Origin of the sequence: Streptomyces sp. CWNU-52B (assembly GCF_047444975.1) — a bacterium.
In the GTDB taxonomy this organism is placed as follows: Bacteria; Actinomycetota; Actinomycetes; order Streptomycetales; family Streptomycetaceae; genus Streptomyces.
Map to the genome: position 1 here is coordinate 71,979 of NZ_JBLFJV010000001.1, position 17,135 is coordinate 89,113.

Below are 17,135 nucleotides of genomic sequence, written 5' to 3' on the forward strand. Positions count from 1 at the left end.
CGGAAAAGGCAGGCCGAGGGTTCCAGCGGAACCCCCAACCTGCCCGTAGGGGACTACCCCGAGACCGGACCGACCGCCCGGCCGTCACCTACGCCGGAACGATGTTCACCAGCTTCGGTGCCCGCACGATCACCTTGCGGATGCCCGCCCCGTCCAGCGCCGCGACCACCTTGTCGTCGGCCAGCGCCACCTTCTCCAGCTCCGCGTCCGAGATCGACGGGGAAACCTCCAGGCGCGCCTTGACCTTGCCCTTGATCTGCACGACGCAGGTCACGCTCTCGTCCGCCGCGTACGCGGGGTCGGCCACGGGGAAGTCCCGGTGGACGACCGAGTCGGTGTGGCCCAGCTTGCGCCACAGCTCCTCGGCGACGTGCGGGGCCAGCGGCGCGATCAGCAGCACCAGCGACTCGGCCACCGACCGCGGGACGGGAGCTCCCGTCTTGGTCAGGTGGTTGTTCAGCTCGGTGACCTTGGCGATGGCGGTGTTGAAGCGCAGGCCCTCCAGGTCCTGGCGTACGCCGTCGATCGCCTTGTGCAGGGCGCGCAGCGTGTCCGGGTCGATGTCGGCGTCCGCGGCCTCGACGACGGTGGCCTCGCCCGTCGCCTCGTCGACGACGTTGCGCCACAGCCGCTGCAGCAGCCTGAACTGGCCCACCACCGCGCGCGTGTCCCACGGCCGCGACACGTCCAGGGGGCCCATCGCCATCTCGTACAGGCGCAGGGTGTCCGCGCCGTACTCGGCGCAGATCTCGTCCGGGGTGACCGCGTTCTTCAGGGACTTGCCCATCTTGCCCAGCAGCCGGGAGACCTGCTTGCCCTGGTGGTAGTAGGAGCCGTCGCGCTCCTCCACCTCGGCGGCCGGTACGGCGATGCCGCGGCTGTCGCGGTACACGTAGGCCTGGATCATGCCCTGGTTGAACAGCTTGTGGAACGGCTCCGCGGAGGAGACGTGCCCCAGGTCGAACAGCACCTTGGACCAGAAGCGCGCGTACAGCAGGTGCAGCACGGCGTGTTCGGCGCCGCCCACGTACAGGTCGACGCCGCCGTGCGGCTGGCCCTCGCGCGGACCCATCCAGTACCGCTCGATCTCCGGGTCGACCAGCTTCTCGGAGTTGTGGGGGTCCAGGTAGCGCAGCTCGTACCAGCAGGAGCCGGCCCAGTTGGGCATGGTGTTGGTCTCGCGGCGGTACGGGCGCGGGCCGCGGCCGTCGCCCAGGTCCAGCGTGACGTTGACCCAGTCCTCGTTGCGGGACAGCGGGGTCTCGGGGGACGTGTTCGCGTCGTCCGCGTCGAAGGTGCGCGGCGAGTAGTCCTCGACCTCCGGCAGCTCCAGGGGCAGCATCGACTCGGGCAGCGGGTGGGCGATGCCGTCCTCGTCGTAGACGATCGGGAAGGGCTCGCCCCAGTAGCGCTGGCGGCTGAACAGCCAGTCGCGCAGCCGGAAGTTGACGGTGCCGCGGCCGATGTCCTCGCGCTCCAGCCACTCGGTGATGCGGGCCTTGGCCTCGACGACACCCAGGCCGTCCAGCGAGACACGGTCGTTCGCGGAGTTGATGATCTTCGCGTCGTGCGATCCGAAGGCGTTCTCCCACGTCGACGTGTCGGTGCCCCGGCCGTCGGTGGGCTCGATCACACAGCGGACGGGCAGCTCGAAGGCGCGCGCGAACTCGAAGTCGCGCTGGTCGCCCGCCGGGACCGCCATGATCGCGCCGGTGCCGTACCCCATCAGGACGTAGTCGGCGATGAAGACGGGGACGCGCTCGCCGTTGACCGGGTTGGTCGCGTACGCGCCGGTGAAGACGCCGGTCTTGTCCTTGGCCTCGGCCTGCCGCTCGACGTCCGACTTCGAGGCGGCCTGCGCGCGGTAGGCGGCGACGGCCTCGGACGGCGTGGCGTGGCCGCCCGTCCAGACGTCGTGGGTGCCCTCGGGCCAGCCGGACGCGGTGACCTTCTCGACCAGCGGGTGCTCGGGGGCCAGCACCATGTAGGTCGCGCCGAACAGGGTGTCCGGGCGCGTGGTGTAGACCGTGATGGCCTCGCCGTCCACGGGGAAGTCGACGCGGGCGCCCTCGGAGCGGCCGATCCAGTTGCGCTGCTGCAGCTTGATGGCCTCGGGCCAGTCCAGCGCGTCCAGGTCGCTCAGCAGCCGGTCGGCGTACGCGGTGATGCGCATGTTCCACTGGCGCAGCTTGGCCTTGAAGACGGGGAAGTTGCCGCGCTCGGAGCGGCCGTCCGCGGTGACCTCCTCGTTCGCCAGGACGGTGCCCAGGCCGGGGCACCAGTTGACGGGTGCGTCGGAGGCGTACGCCAGACGGTGGTCACTCAGCGTGTCGGCGCGCTCGGCGTGAGACAGCTCACTCCAGGAGCGCCCGCCGGGCAGCGCGCGCTCACCGCTCTCGAACAGGGCGACCAGTTCGGCGATCGGCCGGGCCCTGTCCGCCTCGGTGTCGTACCAGGAGTTGAAGATCTGCAGGAAGATCCACTGCGTCCACTTGTAGTACTCCGGGTCGATCGTCGCGAAGGACCGGCGCTTGTCGTGGCCCAGGCCCAGCCGGCGCAGCTGGGAGGTCATGTTGCCGATGGCCGCCTCGGTGGTGACCCGGGGGTGCTCGCCGGTCGACACGGCGTGCTGCTCGGCAGGCAGGCCGAACGCGTCGAAGCCCAGGGTGTGCAGGACGTTGTGGCCGGTCATGCGCTGGTACCGGGCGGTCACGTCGGTGGCGATGTAGCCCAGGGGATGGCCTACGTGCAGGCCCGTACCGGACGGGTACGGGAACATGTCCATGATGAACTTCTTGGGTCTGGCGACCAGATCGGGGTCCCCCGCCAGGTCGCCGCTCGGGTTCGGGGCCTCGTACGTGCCCTCGGCGTCCCAGAAGTCCTGCCAGCGTGCCTCGATCTGCTCGGCCATGGCGGCCGTGTAGCGGTGCGGCGCCACCACCTCGGGGGCGGCAGCGGTGTTCGTCTCGCTCATGATCCTCAAAGCTCCATCGATCGTCTCTGCCCGCGGCTCAGGAAATGAAAAAACCCCTCACACAGGAGGGGGCGCCGCGCCGATGCCGGTCGCGGCTCTTCGGCGACCGGGTGTGATCAGCGCGGCTCACTAAGCAGAAGGCGTACGGCACGCATGGCGTCAGGGTACCGCAGCGGCCGAGCGGGCCGCGACGCGCTTTCGGCTACGCTCCGGCACTGAGTGTCGCTCCCGCACCCGGTCGGCAAGAGCTGAACGAAGGTCAGATGTTACTTCGCGTAAGGGCTTCTAAGGGACATCACAGCTCCCTTATCGCCCTTTGATAACAGCGATATAACTGAAACCTCGTACTCCTCGGTATGGCTCGACCTAGAGTGCGGCAGCGGGACCGCTTTCCCGAACTGTTCGGAGTTGCACCCATGAACTCTCGCCGCAACAACAGCACGCTCTCCCGGCCGAGTCGCTCGGTCCAAGGCGGAGTGATGGCTGCCGTCTTGCTGCTCATACCCCTCGTCGTCGTGATCGGAGGTGACGGACTGCGGGACTTCCTCAACTTCGGCGCGGGCGTCCTGTCGCTCGTCGCCCTCACCCTCTCGGTGCTCTGGGGGCTCGTCGCCACCGACCGGGTCTTCCTCAACACCCGCCAGCGCCTGATAGCCCAGGCCGTGCACCGCACCACCGCGGTGAGCTCGGTCGGTTTCCTGCTGCTGCACGTCTCGGTCAAGCTCGCGCTCGACCACACCTCGGCGATCGCGGCCGTCGTCCCCTTCGGCCTCGGCGTCTCCGGCACCGGCGGGCTCATCGGGTTCGGCACGCTGGCCGGCCTCCTGATGGTCTTCACCGCCCTCACCGGCGCACTGCGCAGCGCGTTCGCGTCCCCGGTGCAGGTCGCCGCCCGCTGGCGCGCGGTGCACATGCTGGCCTACCCCGCCTGGTGCTCCGCGCTGATCCACGGCCTCTTCGCGGGCCGCGAGGCGAAGCCGATCTTCGTGATCCTCTACAGCCTCGCCCTGGTCGCCGTGATGGGCGCCCTGGCCCTGCGGGCGGCCCCCCTGTCGTTCAAGCGGAAGTTCGCCAGGCGCGTCCTGTCCCTGCTCGACAACGGCAACAACCGGGCGTTCCGCGAGGAGCCCCCGGCACGCCGTGCCGCGGAGGCCCCGAAGGGCGGCGGCGGCCGGCCCGGCTTCCCCGACCAGGGGATCCCCCAGCAGCGGAACCCCTCCCCACAGCCCTCCGGAAACCAGGACGGCAGGTCCTTCACGGACACCGGATCGCTCACCGACACCGGCGGTTTCGCGGCCGCCTACCGGGCCGTCTCCACCCCGCAGCGCGGCCAGGACACCCAGGTGCCCGACCCGGCCCGGCGCATGCAGGCACCGATGGACATGCAGCCCACCGAGACGATGCCGCGCGCCGACGGCAGCGCCACCGGCACCCGCTGGCCGACCCCGTCCCCGCCGCTGTACGAGGCCCCGCCGCGCCCCGCCGAGACGCCGAACTACGACACGGGAGCGTTCAGCCCCATCTCGGACACGGGCACCTACAGCGCCGTCTCGTACGACACTCCGCCGCCGGGCCCCTCGTACGGCACGAGTGACGTGTACAACACCGGTGAGTCGAACGACCCCCTCGGTACGTACAACCCGAATGACACGTACAACAGCGGTCCCGCCACTGAAACGCTGCCCGGTTCCTACGAGGCACCAAGCAACGGCGAACCCTGGAACGCGCCTTCCGGAGGCTTTTAGTGAACGAGGCCCTTCCCGACGTACCCGAAGTCCGAGTGGTGGGCCTTCCCCAGCTCACCTCCGGTTTCGATCTCGTCGAGAGACTCGACCTGCCCATGCACCTGAAGGTGCACGGGCCGCTCGAGCCCATGGGCGGTGAGCAGCTCGCGCAGCTCTCCGAACGCATCAACCTGAAGGGCCGCGGCGGCGCCGGCTTCCCGTTCCACAAGAAGCTGCGGTCGGTCGCCGAGGCGGCGATCCGCCGGGGCGTACGGCCCGTCGTCGTCGTCAACGGGAGCGAGGACGAGCCCGCCTGCCGCAAGGACACGGTGATGATCAACCGTGCCCCGCATCTGATCCTGGACGGCGCCCTGCTGGTCGCGGAGGCCCTGGGCGCCCGCACCCTGGTCATCGGCGTGACCCGCGAGTCCACGCAGCGGTCGATGGAGGCGGCGCTCTCGGAGCGCGGGCTCACCAACCGGCGCGGGGCGACCATCCGCGCGCGGGTCCAGCGCAACCCCGTACGGATGGTGACCGGAGCGGCCGCCTCGCTGGTCCGCTCCATCGACGGCGGTCCGGCGATCCCGCCCGGCCGCAAGACCAGCGCCTCGCAGAACGGCGTCGGCGGCGCGCCCACCCTGCTGTCGAACGCCGAGACGTTCGCCCAGCTGGCGATCGGTGCCCGCATCGGCGCCGAGCGCTACGGGAACACCGGCCTGTACGACGAGCCCGGCACCGTCATGCTCACCGTCTCCGGGGCGGTCGCCCGCCCCATGGTGATCGAGGCCCCGACCGGTGTGCCGCTGCGCTACATCCTTCAGCTGGCCGGTGCGCCGCCCGTCCCGCAGGGCGTGCTGACCGGCGGCTACCACGGCAAGTGGCTGGACTCCGCGACGGTCAACGAGGCGATCGTCTCCCGCAACTCCCTGGACGCGGTGGGCGGTGCGCTCGGCGCCGGCGCGATCCTCCCGATCAGCCAGACGACCTGCCCGCTCGGCGAGTCGCTGCGCGTGGCCCAGTGGCTGGCCGAGGAGAGCGCGGGGCAGTGCGGCCCGTGCTACCTCGGGCTGCCGGCCGCGGCCCGCGGCATGGAGGACATCCTCAACGGCGGCGGCCCGGCCGCCCTGGAGGCCCTCAAGCAGGTCGCCAACGCCGTGAAGCGGCGCGGCGCCTGCTCGCACCCGGACGGCTCCGCGATGTTCCTGGAGTCGACCATCAAGGCGTTCACGGACGACCTCGCCGCCCATGTCCTGGGCAACGGCTGCGGGCGGCCCGTGGAGGGCGTGCTGCCGCTCTTCGAGGGCGGCCAGCTGCCCACCGGTATCCCCGGCGGCCAGCAGCCGGAGGAGGAGCAGGGCCCCAGCCGCCAGAAGATCTACGTGGACTGGACGCTGTGCCGCGGGCACGGGCTGTGCGCGGACATCCTCCCGGAGGTCTTCCAGCTGGGCGCCGACGGCTTCCCGACCGTCGCCCAGGCGGGGGTTCCCCGGTACGCGGAGGCGAAGGCGCTGCGGGCCGTACGACGCTGCCCCGCGCTCGCCCTGCGCCTGGAGGAGGACACCCGCGGAGCGGCTCCCCGGCAGAACCTGCCCGCCGTGCGCGAGGGCGGCGGGGGCGGCCGTCGCGCGCTGGGCCGCGGCCGCTGACCCACCGGCGGCCCGGAGGTCCGGGCCGCCGCCGAAGCGCACGCGCCGGCACACGGCGGCACTCAGCCTCACATCAGCCAGACCTCAGCTGGACCTCAGCCGTACGAAAAGACCGCAGTCATGCGAGAAGCGGGCCATCCTGATTCGGATGACCCGCTTCATCTGCTGTGGAGCTAAGGAGATTTGAACTCCTGACCCCCTGCATGCCATGCAGGTGCTCTACCAACTGAGCTATAGCCCCGTGCGGTGTTCCTCCGGGTTTCCCCGGCGGCGACGCCAACATTACCGGTCCTCCCGGTGCACCACCAAATCGTTTCCGGTGCCCCTCCACGGAGGGGTCACCGGACCCGGGCCGTACCGGACTCACGCCGTGGCGAACGAGTAGAAACGCTTGAGCGTGCAGTGCTCGTCGAGGAGCCGGCCGTAGATCGGCTCCCCCTCCAGCTCGCGGTACGTCTCGATGGGGTCGCCTTTTATGATCAGTGCCCGTGCGCATTCCTCGCACCAGTACTGGTAGTCGTGGTTGACCGGTTCCATGTCGCGGACGATCGGCGTACCGCTGCCGCACCAATCGCACTTTCGCCTGTGTGCACCCATCGATCAGCTCCAGCTGTGGCCGCAGGCCGTGCACACGTAGGAAACTCCTCCGTTGTCGCCGAGAACCTGAGCAACGTGGGCCGAACCGCAGGAAGGGCAGTCGAGGCGCGTGATCGGGTCCCGTGTCACCTCGGATCCGGAAAGGTCGACGACCTTCCGGAGAATGCTCGCAGGCATCGCCACTCCCTCCCGTCGGGCCGCGCCCCCTTCCGGCCGTTTGATTCTGCCACGGCCGGAGCAAGACGGTCAGCGACGCCTTCGTACCAGTCCGGACACGGCACCCGTCGCGACGGTCGCGGCCAGCGCGAACGTGCGGACGAGGAGCGCGTCCGAAGAGGTATACGCCCCCGGGACCCCAAGTGACTCAAGTCGTCTGGAGAAGAGTGTGCCCAACACGGCGCCGCCCAGCCCTCGTCGGGCGTACCCGTCGGGTGACGGGTGACGGGTGACGGGTGACGAAAAATCCCGCCCCCTGGTGGGGACGGGATCGTCGGTCCTGATCTGTGGAGCTAAGGAGAATTGAACTCCTGACCTCCTGCATGCCATGCAGGCGCTCTACCAACTGAGCTATAGCCCCGCGCTGTGTCGTTCCCACCGGGTCTCCCCGGCGGCGGAACAAGAAGAACTTTAGCCTGCGGTCAGCCGGAAAGTGAAATCCGCTGCCGAGGGGGGCCAAGATCCTCCGGCCGGTGCGGGCGGCCCGCACGTGCCGGCCGGAGGTCCTAGTCGTCGTCGCCCAGTACCGGCTCCGGCAGGGTCCCCGCGTTGTGCTCCAGCAGACGCCAGCCGCGGGCGCCCTCGCCGAGGACGGACCAGCAGCAGTTGGAGAGCCCGCCGAGGCTCTCCCAGTGCTGGGACTCCAGGCCGAGGAGGCGGCCGATGGTGGTGCGGATGGTGCCGCCGTGGCTGACGACCACCAGGGTGCCGTCGTCGGGGAGCTTCTCGGCATGGCTGAGCACCACGGGGGCCGCGCGGTCGGCGACCTCGGTCTCCAGCTCGCCGCCGCCCCTGCGCACGGGCTCGCCGCGCTTCCACGCCGCGTACTGGTCGCCGTACCGCTCGATGATCTCCTGGTGCGTCAGGCCCTGCCACAGGCCCGCGTACGTCTCCCGCAGGCCCTCGTCGTGCGTGACGTCGAGGCCGGTGAGCCCGGACAGCTCACGCGCGGTGTTCGCCGCCCGCTGCAGGTCCGAGGCGACGATCGCGTCGGGCTTCAGGGACGCGAGCAGCCGGGCGGCGCGACGGGCCTGGCCCACGCCGGTCTCGGTCAGCTCGACGTCCGTGGTGCCCTGGAAGCGACGCTCCACGTTCCACAGGGTCTGGCCGTGGCGCCACAGGATGACGCGGCGCCCCCGGCCGGCCCTGCGGCCGGCCTCGGACAGCGGCTTGCCGACCGCCGCCGACTCCCCCTCGCCCGCGGTCATCGCAGCTCTCCACGCAACTCCGCGGTGTCCTCCGCGTCCTGGAGCTTGTTGTGCTCGGCGGCCTTGCCCCGCGTGGCCTTGGCGTCGGCGGGCAGCTCGATCTCGGGGCAGTCCTTCCAGAGGCGCTCCAGCGCGTAGAACACGCGCTCCTCGCTGTGCTGGACGTGCACCACGATGTCGACGTAGTCGAGCAGGATCCAACGGGCGTCGCGGTCGCCCTCACGGCGCACCGGCTTGGCGCCGAGCTCCTTGTTCAGCCGCTCCTCGATCTCGTCGACGATCGACTTGACCTGACGGTCGTTGGGCGCGGAGGCTAGCAGGAAGGCGTCCGTGATCGACAGCACGTCGCTGACGTCGTACGCGATGATGTCGTGCGCGAGCTTGTCGGCGGCTGCCTGCGCGGCAGCGGTGATGAGCTCGGTAGAGCGGTCAGTGGCGGTCACTACAAGGCTTTCCGTAGGCGGTCAGGAAACCCCGAGGGGGTCTGCCCCCAGGGTCTCACGGACCGCCGACGGCCCCCACGCGATGCCGGGACCTACCCGCCCACCTTGTAGTCCTGGCCCAGCACCACCGACACATCCGCGTTCGAGGTGACCTTGCCCTTCTTGACGGACGTGGTGGGCAGGTCCAGCGTCTTGGCGACCTCCACCGCGTCCTCCTTCTTGGCGGCGTCGGCGTATGTGATCTCCGACACGGTCTGCGCGGCATCGGCCGTACCGGCGTCCACGAAGGTGTAGCCGCCGTTCAGCAGCACCACCCGGGCCTTCTCGGTGGCGTCCTCGTCGGCGGTGGCGTTACGGATGCCGACCTGGACCGCGGCGCCCTTCTCGGGGCTCTTGGCGGCCCCGCCGAGCACGTTCTTCACGACGCTGCCGGCGGCCTGCGCGTCGAGCCGCCCGTCCGTCTGGACCGGCAGCATCGCCGTCTTGAAGTCGCCCTCCTTGGCCCGGTCCGCGAGCTTGGCGAGGAACGTGCCCAGGTCCTTGTCGGTCAGCGAGGGGTCGAGGATCTGCGCGAGCGTCTGCACGGTGGTCGTCGCGGCCCCCGAGTCGGACGACAGCTTGCGCAGCACGCTCTGCATGACCTGCCCGAACCGCTGCAACTGCGCGTCCTGCGGCTCACCGGAGGCGCGGTACGTGGCGTACGCGACGGCCATCTTGCCGCTGAGCGTCTGCTGCTCGCCCTTCTTGACGAGCGGGGCCTCGCCCTTCTTCTTCGCCTCGGGGTCCGGCACGTCCGCGTCGGTGTCCACGTCGATGTTGCCGACGAGTTCGACCAGGTTGTTGAGGTACGGGGTGTCGAGGCGCCAGGTGCCCTCGATGTCCGTACCGAGGACGGTGTCCAGCTCGTCGCGCGTCCCCGAGGAGCCGTCGTCGTCGACCGACTTGGAGAGCGTGGTCGCGCCGCCGTCCTCGTCCGTCAGGGCGAGGGAGTTGGGCAGCAGGACCGTGGTGCCCTGCTTGGTGGTGGTGTTGTTGACGAGCAGGGCCGTCGAGGTGCCGGTGCCCTTGGTGTTGTGCAGGTGGACGACGATCACGTCGCGCTTCTGGGCGCCGGCCGCGACGGTCGTGCCGGTCTTCGAGTCCGACGACGACCCGGGCAGCTTCCCGGCGAACCAGAGGTAGCCCGCCCCGCCGACCGCGACCAGCGCGAACACGACGACGAGGGCGACGACCCGGCCGCGCGCCCGGCGCTTGGCCTCCTCGCGCCGCTCGGTGCGGTTCTCGGTGAACTTGAGCCAGTCGATGACGTCCTCGGACTGCTCGGGCGGCTCCTCGACGAAGGCGAACTGCTCGGTGTGGTAGCCGGGTTCACCGCCCCGCTCGTCGTCCGCCGCGGGGGCCGGGGGCTGCGCGGGACCCGCCTGCTGCGGGATGTGCGCGCTCCGCTCGGCGACTCGGGGCCGCCGCCGGCCGGTGTCGCCCAGGTCGCCCGTGTCGCCGGTGTCGTAGGGCGGGACGGGTTGCTGCTGACCGGTGTCGTAGGGCGGCACGGGCTGCTGCTGACCGGTGTCGTACGCCACCCCGGGCGACGCCTGCTGCCCTGTGTGCTGCCCCGCCTGCTGACCCGTCGCGTACGGGTCGTAGCCGTAGCCCTGCCCGTACCCCTGCTGCCCGCCGAACTCCTGCCGGCCGTAGCCCTGTTGTCCGTACCCCTGCTCGTACGCCTGCCCTTGTGCCTGCCCCTGGGTCTGCCCGCCGTAGGAGTCGTACGAGCCGTACGCGTCCTGTTGCCCGGAGTGCTGAGGGTGCTGAGGGTGCTGCGGAGACTGCCCCGGCTGCGGCACCTGTCGGTACACAGGCTGCCCGAACTCGTCGTAGCCGACGAGCTCGTACTGGTCGCCCCCGTACCCAGCGTCGTATCGGTCGTTCACCGGTGCCCCTCTCGGCTCACTCGCCGCGGTACAGCTCTCGCTTGTCGATGTAGCGCACCACACCGTCCGGCACCAGGTACCAGACCGGATCACCCTTCGCGACCCGGATCCGGCAGTCCGTGGACGAGATGGCGAGCGCGGGAACCTCGACGAGCGAGACACCGCCCTCGGGCAGGCCGGTGTCGGTCAGTATGTGGCCGGGCCGGGTGACCCCGACGAAGTGCGCGAGGGAGAACAGTTCCTCGGCGTCGCGCCAGGTCAGGATCTGGCCGAGCGCGTCGGCGCCCGTGATGAAGAAGAGGTCCGTGTCGGGGTTGAGTACCCGCAGGTCCCGCAGCGTGTCCGTGGTGTACGTCGGGCCGCCGCGGTCGATGTCGATGCGGCTCACGGAGAACTGCGGATTCTCCGCGGTCGCGATGACCGTCATCAGATAGCGGTCCTCGGCCGGGGAGACCTTGCGGTCGGTCTTCTGCCACGGCTGCCCGGTCGGCACGAACATCACCTCGTCGAGGTGGAACTGCGCGGCGACCTCACTGGCGGCCACGAGGTGTCCGTGGTGGATCGGGTCGAACGTTCCGCCCATGACTCCGAGGCGGCGCTTGCCCGGGTTCGACGGTCCGTTGCCCGTGCCACGCCGCACGCCGTGCTCCACGGCGCCCGCCGGACCGGTAGGCATGTCCTGCTCTCCCATGCGTTCAGACCCTACCGGCCCGGACGGCGGGCTCTGTCGCACGGCTGTCAGCGGTCCCGGTTGAAGCGGGTGGTGATCCACAGCAGCAGCAGGAGGGCGAGGAAGGCTCCGCCGCCGATCAGGAGGGGGTTGAGGCTCTCGTGGTTGCCGCTGTGCTCCTCGCCCTCGGCGGCGAGTGTGACCAACTGGGCAGCGGTGCTGTGGAGGCTCATCTTCGACAGGACCTATCCGATGAAGGTCCCCCGCTCGAACGGAGTCGAGAGTGGGGGAGGGCGGGATACCGGGATACGGGATCAAGACTTCCGCACATCGTAAGCGGGCGCCCTCTCCCCCATCACTCCGACTCCGCCGCGGTGCGCGGCGCGGGGTACGAAAAGCCGCCACCGGAACCTCGCGGGAGGCTTCCGGGAACCTTCCACGGGGTCTCAGTCGTCCCGTTTGTAACCGCGCAACAAGAACCAGGCCACCAGCACACAGCCGACGACCATCGCGACCAGCACGACGCGCAGGAGATTGCCCGCCCCTTGCTGCTGGGCGGCGTTCGCCGCCTCGGTGAGCCAGGACTCGGGGGAATGATCCATGACGTACTACTCCTTCGCTGTACTGCCCGTCCACGGTATCTCCGCCTAGGCTGGGCCCCGCCTCGGGGGCACAGAAGGCCATCAAACGCATGGGGGACCCACATGCCAGACGACAGCCACGAGAACGTACCGAGCAGGCAGCGCAGGCGTTTCGAGGGGATCTCCTCCCGGGCGTACGAGCACCCCGCGGACCGCTCCGCCCTGGTCGCCCTGCGCAAGCTCAGCGGCTTCGACACCGTCTTCAAGGCCCTGAGCGGTCTGCTCCCCGAGCGCAGTCTGCGGCTGCTGTTCCTGTCGGACTCGGTGCGAGTCTCGGACGCCCAGTTCAGCCACCTGCACACGATGCTGCGCGACGCCTGTTACATCCTGGACCTGGAGAAGGTCCCGCCGATGTACGTGAACCAGGACCCCCAGCCGAACGCGATGTGCATCGGCCTCGACGAGCCGATCATCGTCGTCACCACCGGCCTCGTCGAGCTGCTCGACGAGGAGGAGATGCGGGCGGTCATCGGCCACGAGGTGGGCCACGCGCTGTCGGGTCACTCCGTCTACCGCACGATCCTGCTCTTCCTGACGAGCCTCGCCCTGCGCGTGGCGTGGATCCCCCTCGGCAACATCGCGATCATGGCGATCGTCACCGCCCTGCGCGAGTGGTTCCGCAAGTCCGAGCTGTCCGCCGACCGGGCGGGGCTGCTGGTCGGCCAGGACCTGCGGGCCTCCATGCGCGGCCTGATGAAGATCGCCGGCGGCAACCACCTGCACGAGATGAACGTGGACGCGTTCCTGGCGCAGGCCGAGGAGTACGAGGCCGGCGGCGACCTCCGCGACTCCGTGCTCAAGATCCTGAACGTGATGCCCCGTTCCCACCCCTTCACCACGGTCAGGGCGGCCGAGCTGAAGAAGTGGGCGGAGTCCCGCGACTACCAGCGGATCATGGACGGCCACTACCCGCGCCGCGACGAGGACGGGAACACCTCGGTCACCGACTCCTTCCGTCAGTCCGCGTCCAGTTACGCGTCCGACGTGAAGAACTCCAAGGACCCGCTGATGAAGCTGGTCAGCGACATCGCGGGCGGTGCGGGCGACCTCGGCGGCCGGGTGCGGCGGGGCTTCGGCGGCTTCGCGGGCGGCGGCGACAGCACCGGCGGCTCCGCCAAGGACGAACCGCGCACAGACCGAACCGACCGCCCGGACCGCCCGGACCGCCCGGACGACGAGAACCCGAACGGAAGCGCCTGACGGGCGGTGCGGTGCGGCTGGCCGCCGGGGCGGGGCCGCCGGGGGCTGAGTCCAGGCGCCAGGACCCGAGGCGCGGCAGGACGCGGCGCCAGACCGGGGCACGACGCGGCGCGGGGCCGCGCCTGGCCGGGGCAAGGCAGCGTGGCAGGCCAGGGCGCGACAGCCGGCCTGCCGGAGCCGCAACCGCAGGGACATCGGCCAGGGGCCGGGGCCGCCGGGCAGAGCCCGTCAGTAGCGCGAGGCTGGCCCGGGCAAGACGTGGCGCCAGAGCAGGGCGCGGCGCGGCAGCCGACCTGCGGAGCCGCGAGGAGACCGGCCAAAGGCCCGGCAGGAGCGTGGGGCGGCCGGGGCGGGGCAAGGCGCGGGCGCCAGGCCGGGGCGCGGCAGCCTGCTTGCCAGAGCCGCGAGGAGATCGGCCGAGGGTCCCTCAGGGGTGCGGGGCTGTGTCCGGATGCGGCTCCGCCGTGTGGGCCCCACCAGCCTGGCCCCACTGGTCCCCAGCGACCCGTGAGTCACCGACGGCGTCACTGGCTCCCGGTCGAGCCCTCGCCGAGCCCTCGTCCAGCCTCACCAGACCTCGCGAACCCCCGGCGGGACCCCTCAGAGCTTGGGCTGGGCGCTGGTTGCCAGTGAGCCGCACAGGGCCGTCGCGCTGCCCGTGGCGAACGGGTCCGTGCCGGCCGGGCCGCCCGCCTTGGCCGTCTCCCCCGCGAGCAGCGGACGCAGATGGTTCGTCGCGTCCTCGGCGCAGGCCAGCGGCCCGGCCTGGAGGTAGGAGACGAGCAGCTCGGCCTGGTGCATCCGCAGGTCGTCCCGGTCGAACCGGAAGTGCAGCTCCCGCCGCACGGTGAACAGCGAGGCCTCGGCGCGCTCCTGCGAGCCGCTCGGCCGCAGCGCGTAGACGAAGGTGTGGTCCGCGCTGACCTCAAGCGTGTCGGAGTCGGTCTCCGCCGCGGTCAGCGTGCCCTGCACCCGGATCTTCGGGTCGGCCAGCTCGGTGCTCGCCGGGTCGAAGCGGACCAGCCAGCCGGTCGGCGCGTGCCGCCCGTCCGCGGTGGGGCGCTGGAAGCTCTGGTCGAACTGGTCGAGCTGCTGCGGGTCGAGCAGGATCCGCACGGGCCGGCTGGCACCGCCGGTGAGCACGTCCGGGTCGAGCGAGGACTCGACGAGGTAGTCCTTCGCCGTGGTCAGCGCCGTGACGACCTGGCTGTCGGAGAAGTGCGCGGTCCGCCGGGAGGGAGGCAGGGTGATGCCCTCGGCACCGAGCCGGAACTGGTCGGCGGGGCTGTGCGCGTACAGGGAGTCCACGTCGGCCGCCCCGGGCACGCGGCTCTGCGGCGCGAGCGGGATCACCGTCATCCGCAGCGGCTCGGGGTGCTGGGCGACGGGGGTCTGGTAGGGATGGCGTACGCCCATGTAGATCGCCGTACCGAACGCCACGGCGATCAGGACCACGAGGACCAGTGCCTGCCGGGACAGACCGCGGCGCATCGGGGGGCGGCGGCGGACGGCCGGGGTGTGGTCGCCGATCCGTTCCTGCGCGGAGAACTCCTGGAGGCGGGCAGCACGAACGAACGATTCGTCGAAGACGACGGATCGGTACTCCTCCTCGCCACCGCCGGGAGCACCCTCGATCGGTCCTTCGGATGGTCCCTCAGGTGGGTCTCCAGGCCCGCCCATACATTCAGAGTAGGTCTCCTGGACCTCAGGTAAACGCCCTGGTACACGACAACTTCTGACAGGTTCTCACCAGGTTCACCACAAGGTCCCGGGCGGGCGCCGCAAGCTGCGGGAGAGGCTTCTCAAACCTCTTTCCGGCCCTGTTCGGCCGTGCGGCCCTATGGCGTGCGGGGCACCGCGGAGACGGCCGGCTGGGAGTAGTCGGCGGAGGCCGAGGGGCCCAGGCCGGGGCCCTGTTCGAGGCCGGAGGTGGCGGGCGGCGGGACTTGGTCCCCGCTGCTCGACGAGGCGCCCCGGTAGACCGCCGCGAAAGCCAGCGCGACCATGCCGACGCCCATCACGAGGGCGAGGACCCAGGCCACGGGGCGGTGCCAGTGGGACTGTTTCCCGTACGTGCCCGGCCTGCCGTAGCCGCCGTGCAGGACATCCCGGTCGTCCAGGTCGCCCAGATCCGGGTCATGGCCGAAATCGCCCCGGTCCTCCAGGTCGAACCAGTCTTCGAGAAGCTCGTCGTCGCCTCGTACGCCCCTGGCGTGCGCCCGGCGCGCCTCTGCCTCGGAGGCTTCCGCTCGCGCCTCTGCGGCGGCCAGGAGGCGCTCCACGGCGGTCGGTTCGTGTACGGTCGCCGCCCGTACGAAGGCCTCGTCGAAGACCACGGAGGCGAACTCTTCGTCCGCACCCCCGCGGTCGCGGTCGTCGTCGGGCTCCCAGCCGTCAGGGAACGGCGTGCCCCCCACGTCCTCCGGCACGGATCCAGAGTAGACCGGGGTGGTCAATTTGGGCAGACCGTAAGGAAATTCATCCGCCTGCCGAGACGCTTTTCCGGCAGCCTCACGCCGTACCGCCTCAGCGCCGGATGTGGCCGTCACCCGTGACGATGTACTTGGTGCTCGTCAGCTCCGGGAGCCCCATCGGCCCCCGCGCGTGCAGCTTCTGCGTGGAGATGCCGATCTCGGCGCCGAACCCGAACTGGCCGCCGTCCGTGAAGCGCGTGGACGCGTTCACGGCCACCGTCGTCGAGTCCACCAACTGGGTGAAGCGGCGGGCCGCCTGCTGCGAGGTGGTGACGATCGCCTCGGTGTGCCCGGAGGTCCACAGCCGGATGTGCTCGACGGCCCGCTCCAGCGAGTCGACGACGGCCGCCGCGATGTCGTACGACAGGTACTCGGTCTCCCAGTCGTCGGTCGTCGCCTCGACGACGGTGGCCTTGGAGTCCTTGGCGTAGCCGAGGACGCGCTCGTCGCCGTGCACGGTGACCCCGGCCTCCGCGAGGGCGTCGAGGGCGCGCGGCAGGAACTGGGGCGCGATGTCCTGGTGGACGAGGAGCGTCTCGGCGGCGTTGCAGACGCTGGGCCGCTGGGCCTTGGAGTTGATCAGGATGTCGATCGCCATGTCGAGGTCGGCCTGCGCGTCGACGTACACGTGGCAGTTGCCGGTGCCGGTCTCGATGACCGGGACGGTGGACTCCTGGACGACCGTGCGGATCAGCGAGGCGCCGCCGCGCGGGATGAGCACGTCGACGAGGCCACGGGCGCGCATCAGCTCCCGTACGGACTCACGGTTGTCGCCGGGGACGAGCTGGACGGCGTCGGCGGGCAGGCCCGAGCCGCCCACCGCGTCGCGCAGGACCCGGACGAGGGCGGCGTTGGACTCGTACGCCGAGGACGAGCCGCGCAGCAGCACCGCGTTCCCGGACTTCAGGCACAGGGCGGCCGCGTCGACCGTCACGTTCGGGCGGGCCTCGTAGATGATGCCGACGACACCGAGCGGGACCCGGACCTGGCGCAGGTCGATGCCGTTGGGCAGGGTCGAGCCGCGGACGACCTCACCGACCGGGTCGGGCAGCGCCACCACGTCGCGCACGTCGGAGGCGATCGCGCGGATCCGCTCGGGCGTGAGCGTGAGCCGGTCGACGACCGTCTCGCTGGTGCCGGCCTCGCGGGCGCGCTCGACGTCCTTGGCGTTGGCCTCGACGACGTCGCTCGTACGGACCTCGAGCGCGTCCGCGATCGCGAGGAGCGCGTCGTCCTTGTCGGCCCTGGGCAGCGGGGCGAGGTCGGCGGCGGCGGCCTTGGCACGGTAGGCGGCCCGGGTGACCGGGGACATCGAGTCGTACGGCGAAAGCGTGGTCATACGTCGCAGACTAGTGCGCCCGCGGAAGCTGTTCAGCCGTTGTCCCACACCGCGAGACGGGTCCGGAAACAG

Annotated in this window: 14 protein-coding genes and 2 tRNA genes; 3 read left to right on the forward strand and 13 right to left on the reverse strand. The window is 70.8% G+C overall.

Annotation, left to right across the window (positions count from 1 at the left end; all coding sequences use genetic code 11):
• Positions 1-88: 88 nt before the first annotated feature.
• Positions 89-2,974, reverse strand: coding sequence for a leucine--tRNA ligase (leuS, locus tag ACLVWQ_RS00315; protein ID WP_414105993.1), 2,886 nt, complete (start codon positions 2,972-2,974; stop codon positions 89-91).
• Positions 2,975-3,390: 416 nt separating this feature from the next.
• Between leuS and ACLVWQ_RS00320 the strand changes: the two genes are divergently transcribed.
• Together ACLVWQ_RS00320 and ACLVWQ_RS00325 are read left to right on the forward strand one after the other, a co-directional pair.
• The gene (locus ACLVWQ_RS00320) at positions 3,391-4,719 is read left to right on the forward strand and encodes a cytochrome b/b6 domain-containing protein (protein ID WP_414105995.1); all 1,329 of its coding nucleotides are present in this window, start codon (positions 3,391-3,393) and stop codon (positions 4,717-4,719) included.
• A complete protein-coding gene (locus ACLVWQ_RS00325) occupies positions 4,719-6,344 on the forward strand; it encodes an NADH-ubiquinone oxidoreductase-F iron-sulfur binding region domain-containing protein (protein WP_414105996.1) in 1,626 nt (541 codons plus the stop codon). The genes ACLVWQ_RS00320 and ACLVWQ_RS00325 overlap by 1 nt, the downstream gene beginning before the upstream one ends.
• Positions 6,345-6,512: 168 nt before the next feature.
• On the opposite strand, the gene ACLVWQ_RS00330 is transcribed toward ACLVWQ_RS00325, so the two are convergent.
• The 9 genes from ACLVWQ_RS00330 to ACLVWQ_RS00370 form a co-directional block, all read right to left on the reverse strand.
• Positions 6,513-6,585: transfer RNA gene (locus ACLVWQ_RS00330), tRNA-Ala, on the reverse strand.
• A gap of 122 nt (positions 6,586-6,707) precedes the next feature.
• Entirely contained in the window at positions 6,708-6,941 is a 234-nt protein-coding gene (locus tag ACLVWQ_RS00335) for a hypothetical protein (RefSeq protein WP_010986886.1), read from the reverse strand.
• Between the two features lie 504 nt (positions 6,942-7,445).
• Positions 7,446-7,518 (reverse strand) — tRNA-Ala (locus ACLVWQ_RS00340).
• Positions 7,519-7,663: 145 nt separating this feature from the next.
• Positions 7,664-8,365, reverse strand: a complete 702-nt coding sequence (locus tag ACLVWQ_RS00345) for a histidine phosphatase family protein (RefSeq protein ID WP_414105997.1) — start codon at positions 8,363-8,365, stop codon at positions 7,664-7,666.
• Positions 8,362-8,808, reverse strand: a complete 447-nt coding sequence (gene rsfS / locus ACLVWQ_RS00350; protein WP_414105998.1) for a ribosome silencing factor — start codon at positions 8,806-8,808, stop codon at positions 8,362-8,364. Before rsfS ends, ACLVWQ_RS00345 begins: the two co-directional genes overlap by 4 nt.
• 92 nt (positions 8,809-8,900) lie before the next feature.
• A complete protein-coding gene (locus ACLVWQ_RS00355; RefSeq protein ID WP_414105999.1) occupies positions 8,901-10,739 on the reverse strand; it encodes an LCP family protein in 1,839 nt (612 codons plus the stop codon).
• A 16-nt stretch (positions 10,740-10,755) separates the two neighbouring features.
• Positions 10,756-11,430: a nicotinate-nucleotide adenylyltransferase gene (gene nadD / locus ACLVWQ_RS00360; protein WP_414106000.1), complete on the reverse strand. Its 675-nt coding sequence runs from the start codon at positions 11,428-11,430 to the stop codon at positions 10,756-10,758.
• Positions 11,431-11,477: 47 nt separating this feature from the next.
• Positions 11,478-11,642 carry a hypothetical protein gene (locus ACLVWQ_RS00365; protein ID WP_414106002.1) on the reverse strand — a complete coding sequence of 55 codons (165 nt, stop codon included), beginning with the start codon at positions 11,640-11,642 and terminating at the stop codon, positions 11,478-11,480.
• 213 nt (positions 11,643-11,855) lie between these two features.
• Positions 11,856-12,011, reverse strand: coding sequence for a hypothetical protein (locus ACLVWQ_RS00370; protein WP_414106003.1), 156 nt, complete (start codon positions 12,009-12,011; stop codon positions 11,856-11,858).
• A gap of 102 nt (positions 12,012-12,113) precedes the next feature.
• Between ACLVWQ_RS00370 and ACLVWQ_RS00375 the strand changes: the two genes are divergently transcribed.
• Positions 12,114-13,250, forward strand: a complete 1,137-nt coding sequence (locus ACLVWQ_RS00375) for a M48 family metallopeptidase (RefSeq protein ID WP_414106004.1) — start codon at positions 12,114-12,116, stop codon at positions 13,248-13,250.
• A 600-nt stretch (positions 13,251-13,850) separates the two neighbouring features.
• Here the strand turns inward: ACLVWQ_RS00375 and ACLVWQ_RS00380 are convergent.
• From ACLVWQ_RS00380 to ACLVWQ_RS00390, 3 genes are all read right to left on the reverse strand, one after another.
• Positions 13,851-14,930 (reverse strand): hypothetical protein, encoded by a 1,080-nt coding sequence (locus ACLVWQ_RS00380; protein WP_414106005.1) that lies wholly within the window; start codon positions 14,928-14,930, stop codon positions 13,851-13,853.
• Between the two features lie 158 nt (positions 14,931-15,088).
• On the reverse strand, positions 15,089-15,706 hold the full coding sequence (locus ACLVWQ_RS00385; RefSeq protein WP_414106006.1) for a hypothetical protein: 618 nt from the start codon (positions 15,704-15,706) through the stop codon (positions 15,089-15,091).
• 70 nt (positions 15,707-15,776) lie between these two features.
• A complete protein-coding gene (locus ACLVWQ_RS00390) occupies positions 15,777-17,063 on the reverse strand; it encodes a glutamate-5-semialdehyde dehydrogenase (RefSeq protein WP_414106007.1) in 1,287 nt (428 codons plus the stop codon).
• Positions 17,064-17,135 lie beyond the last annotated feature (72 nt).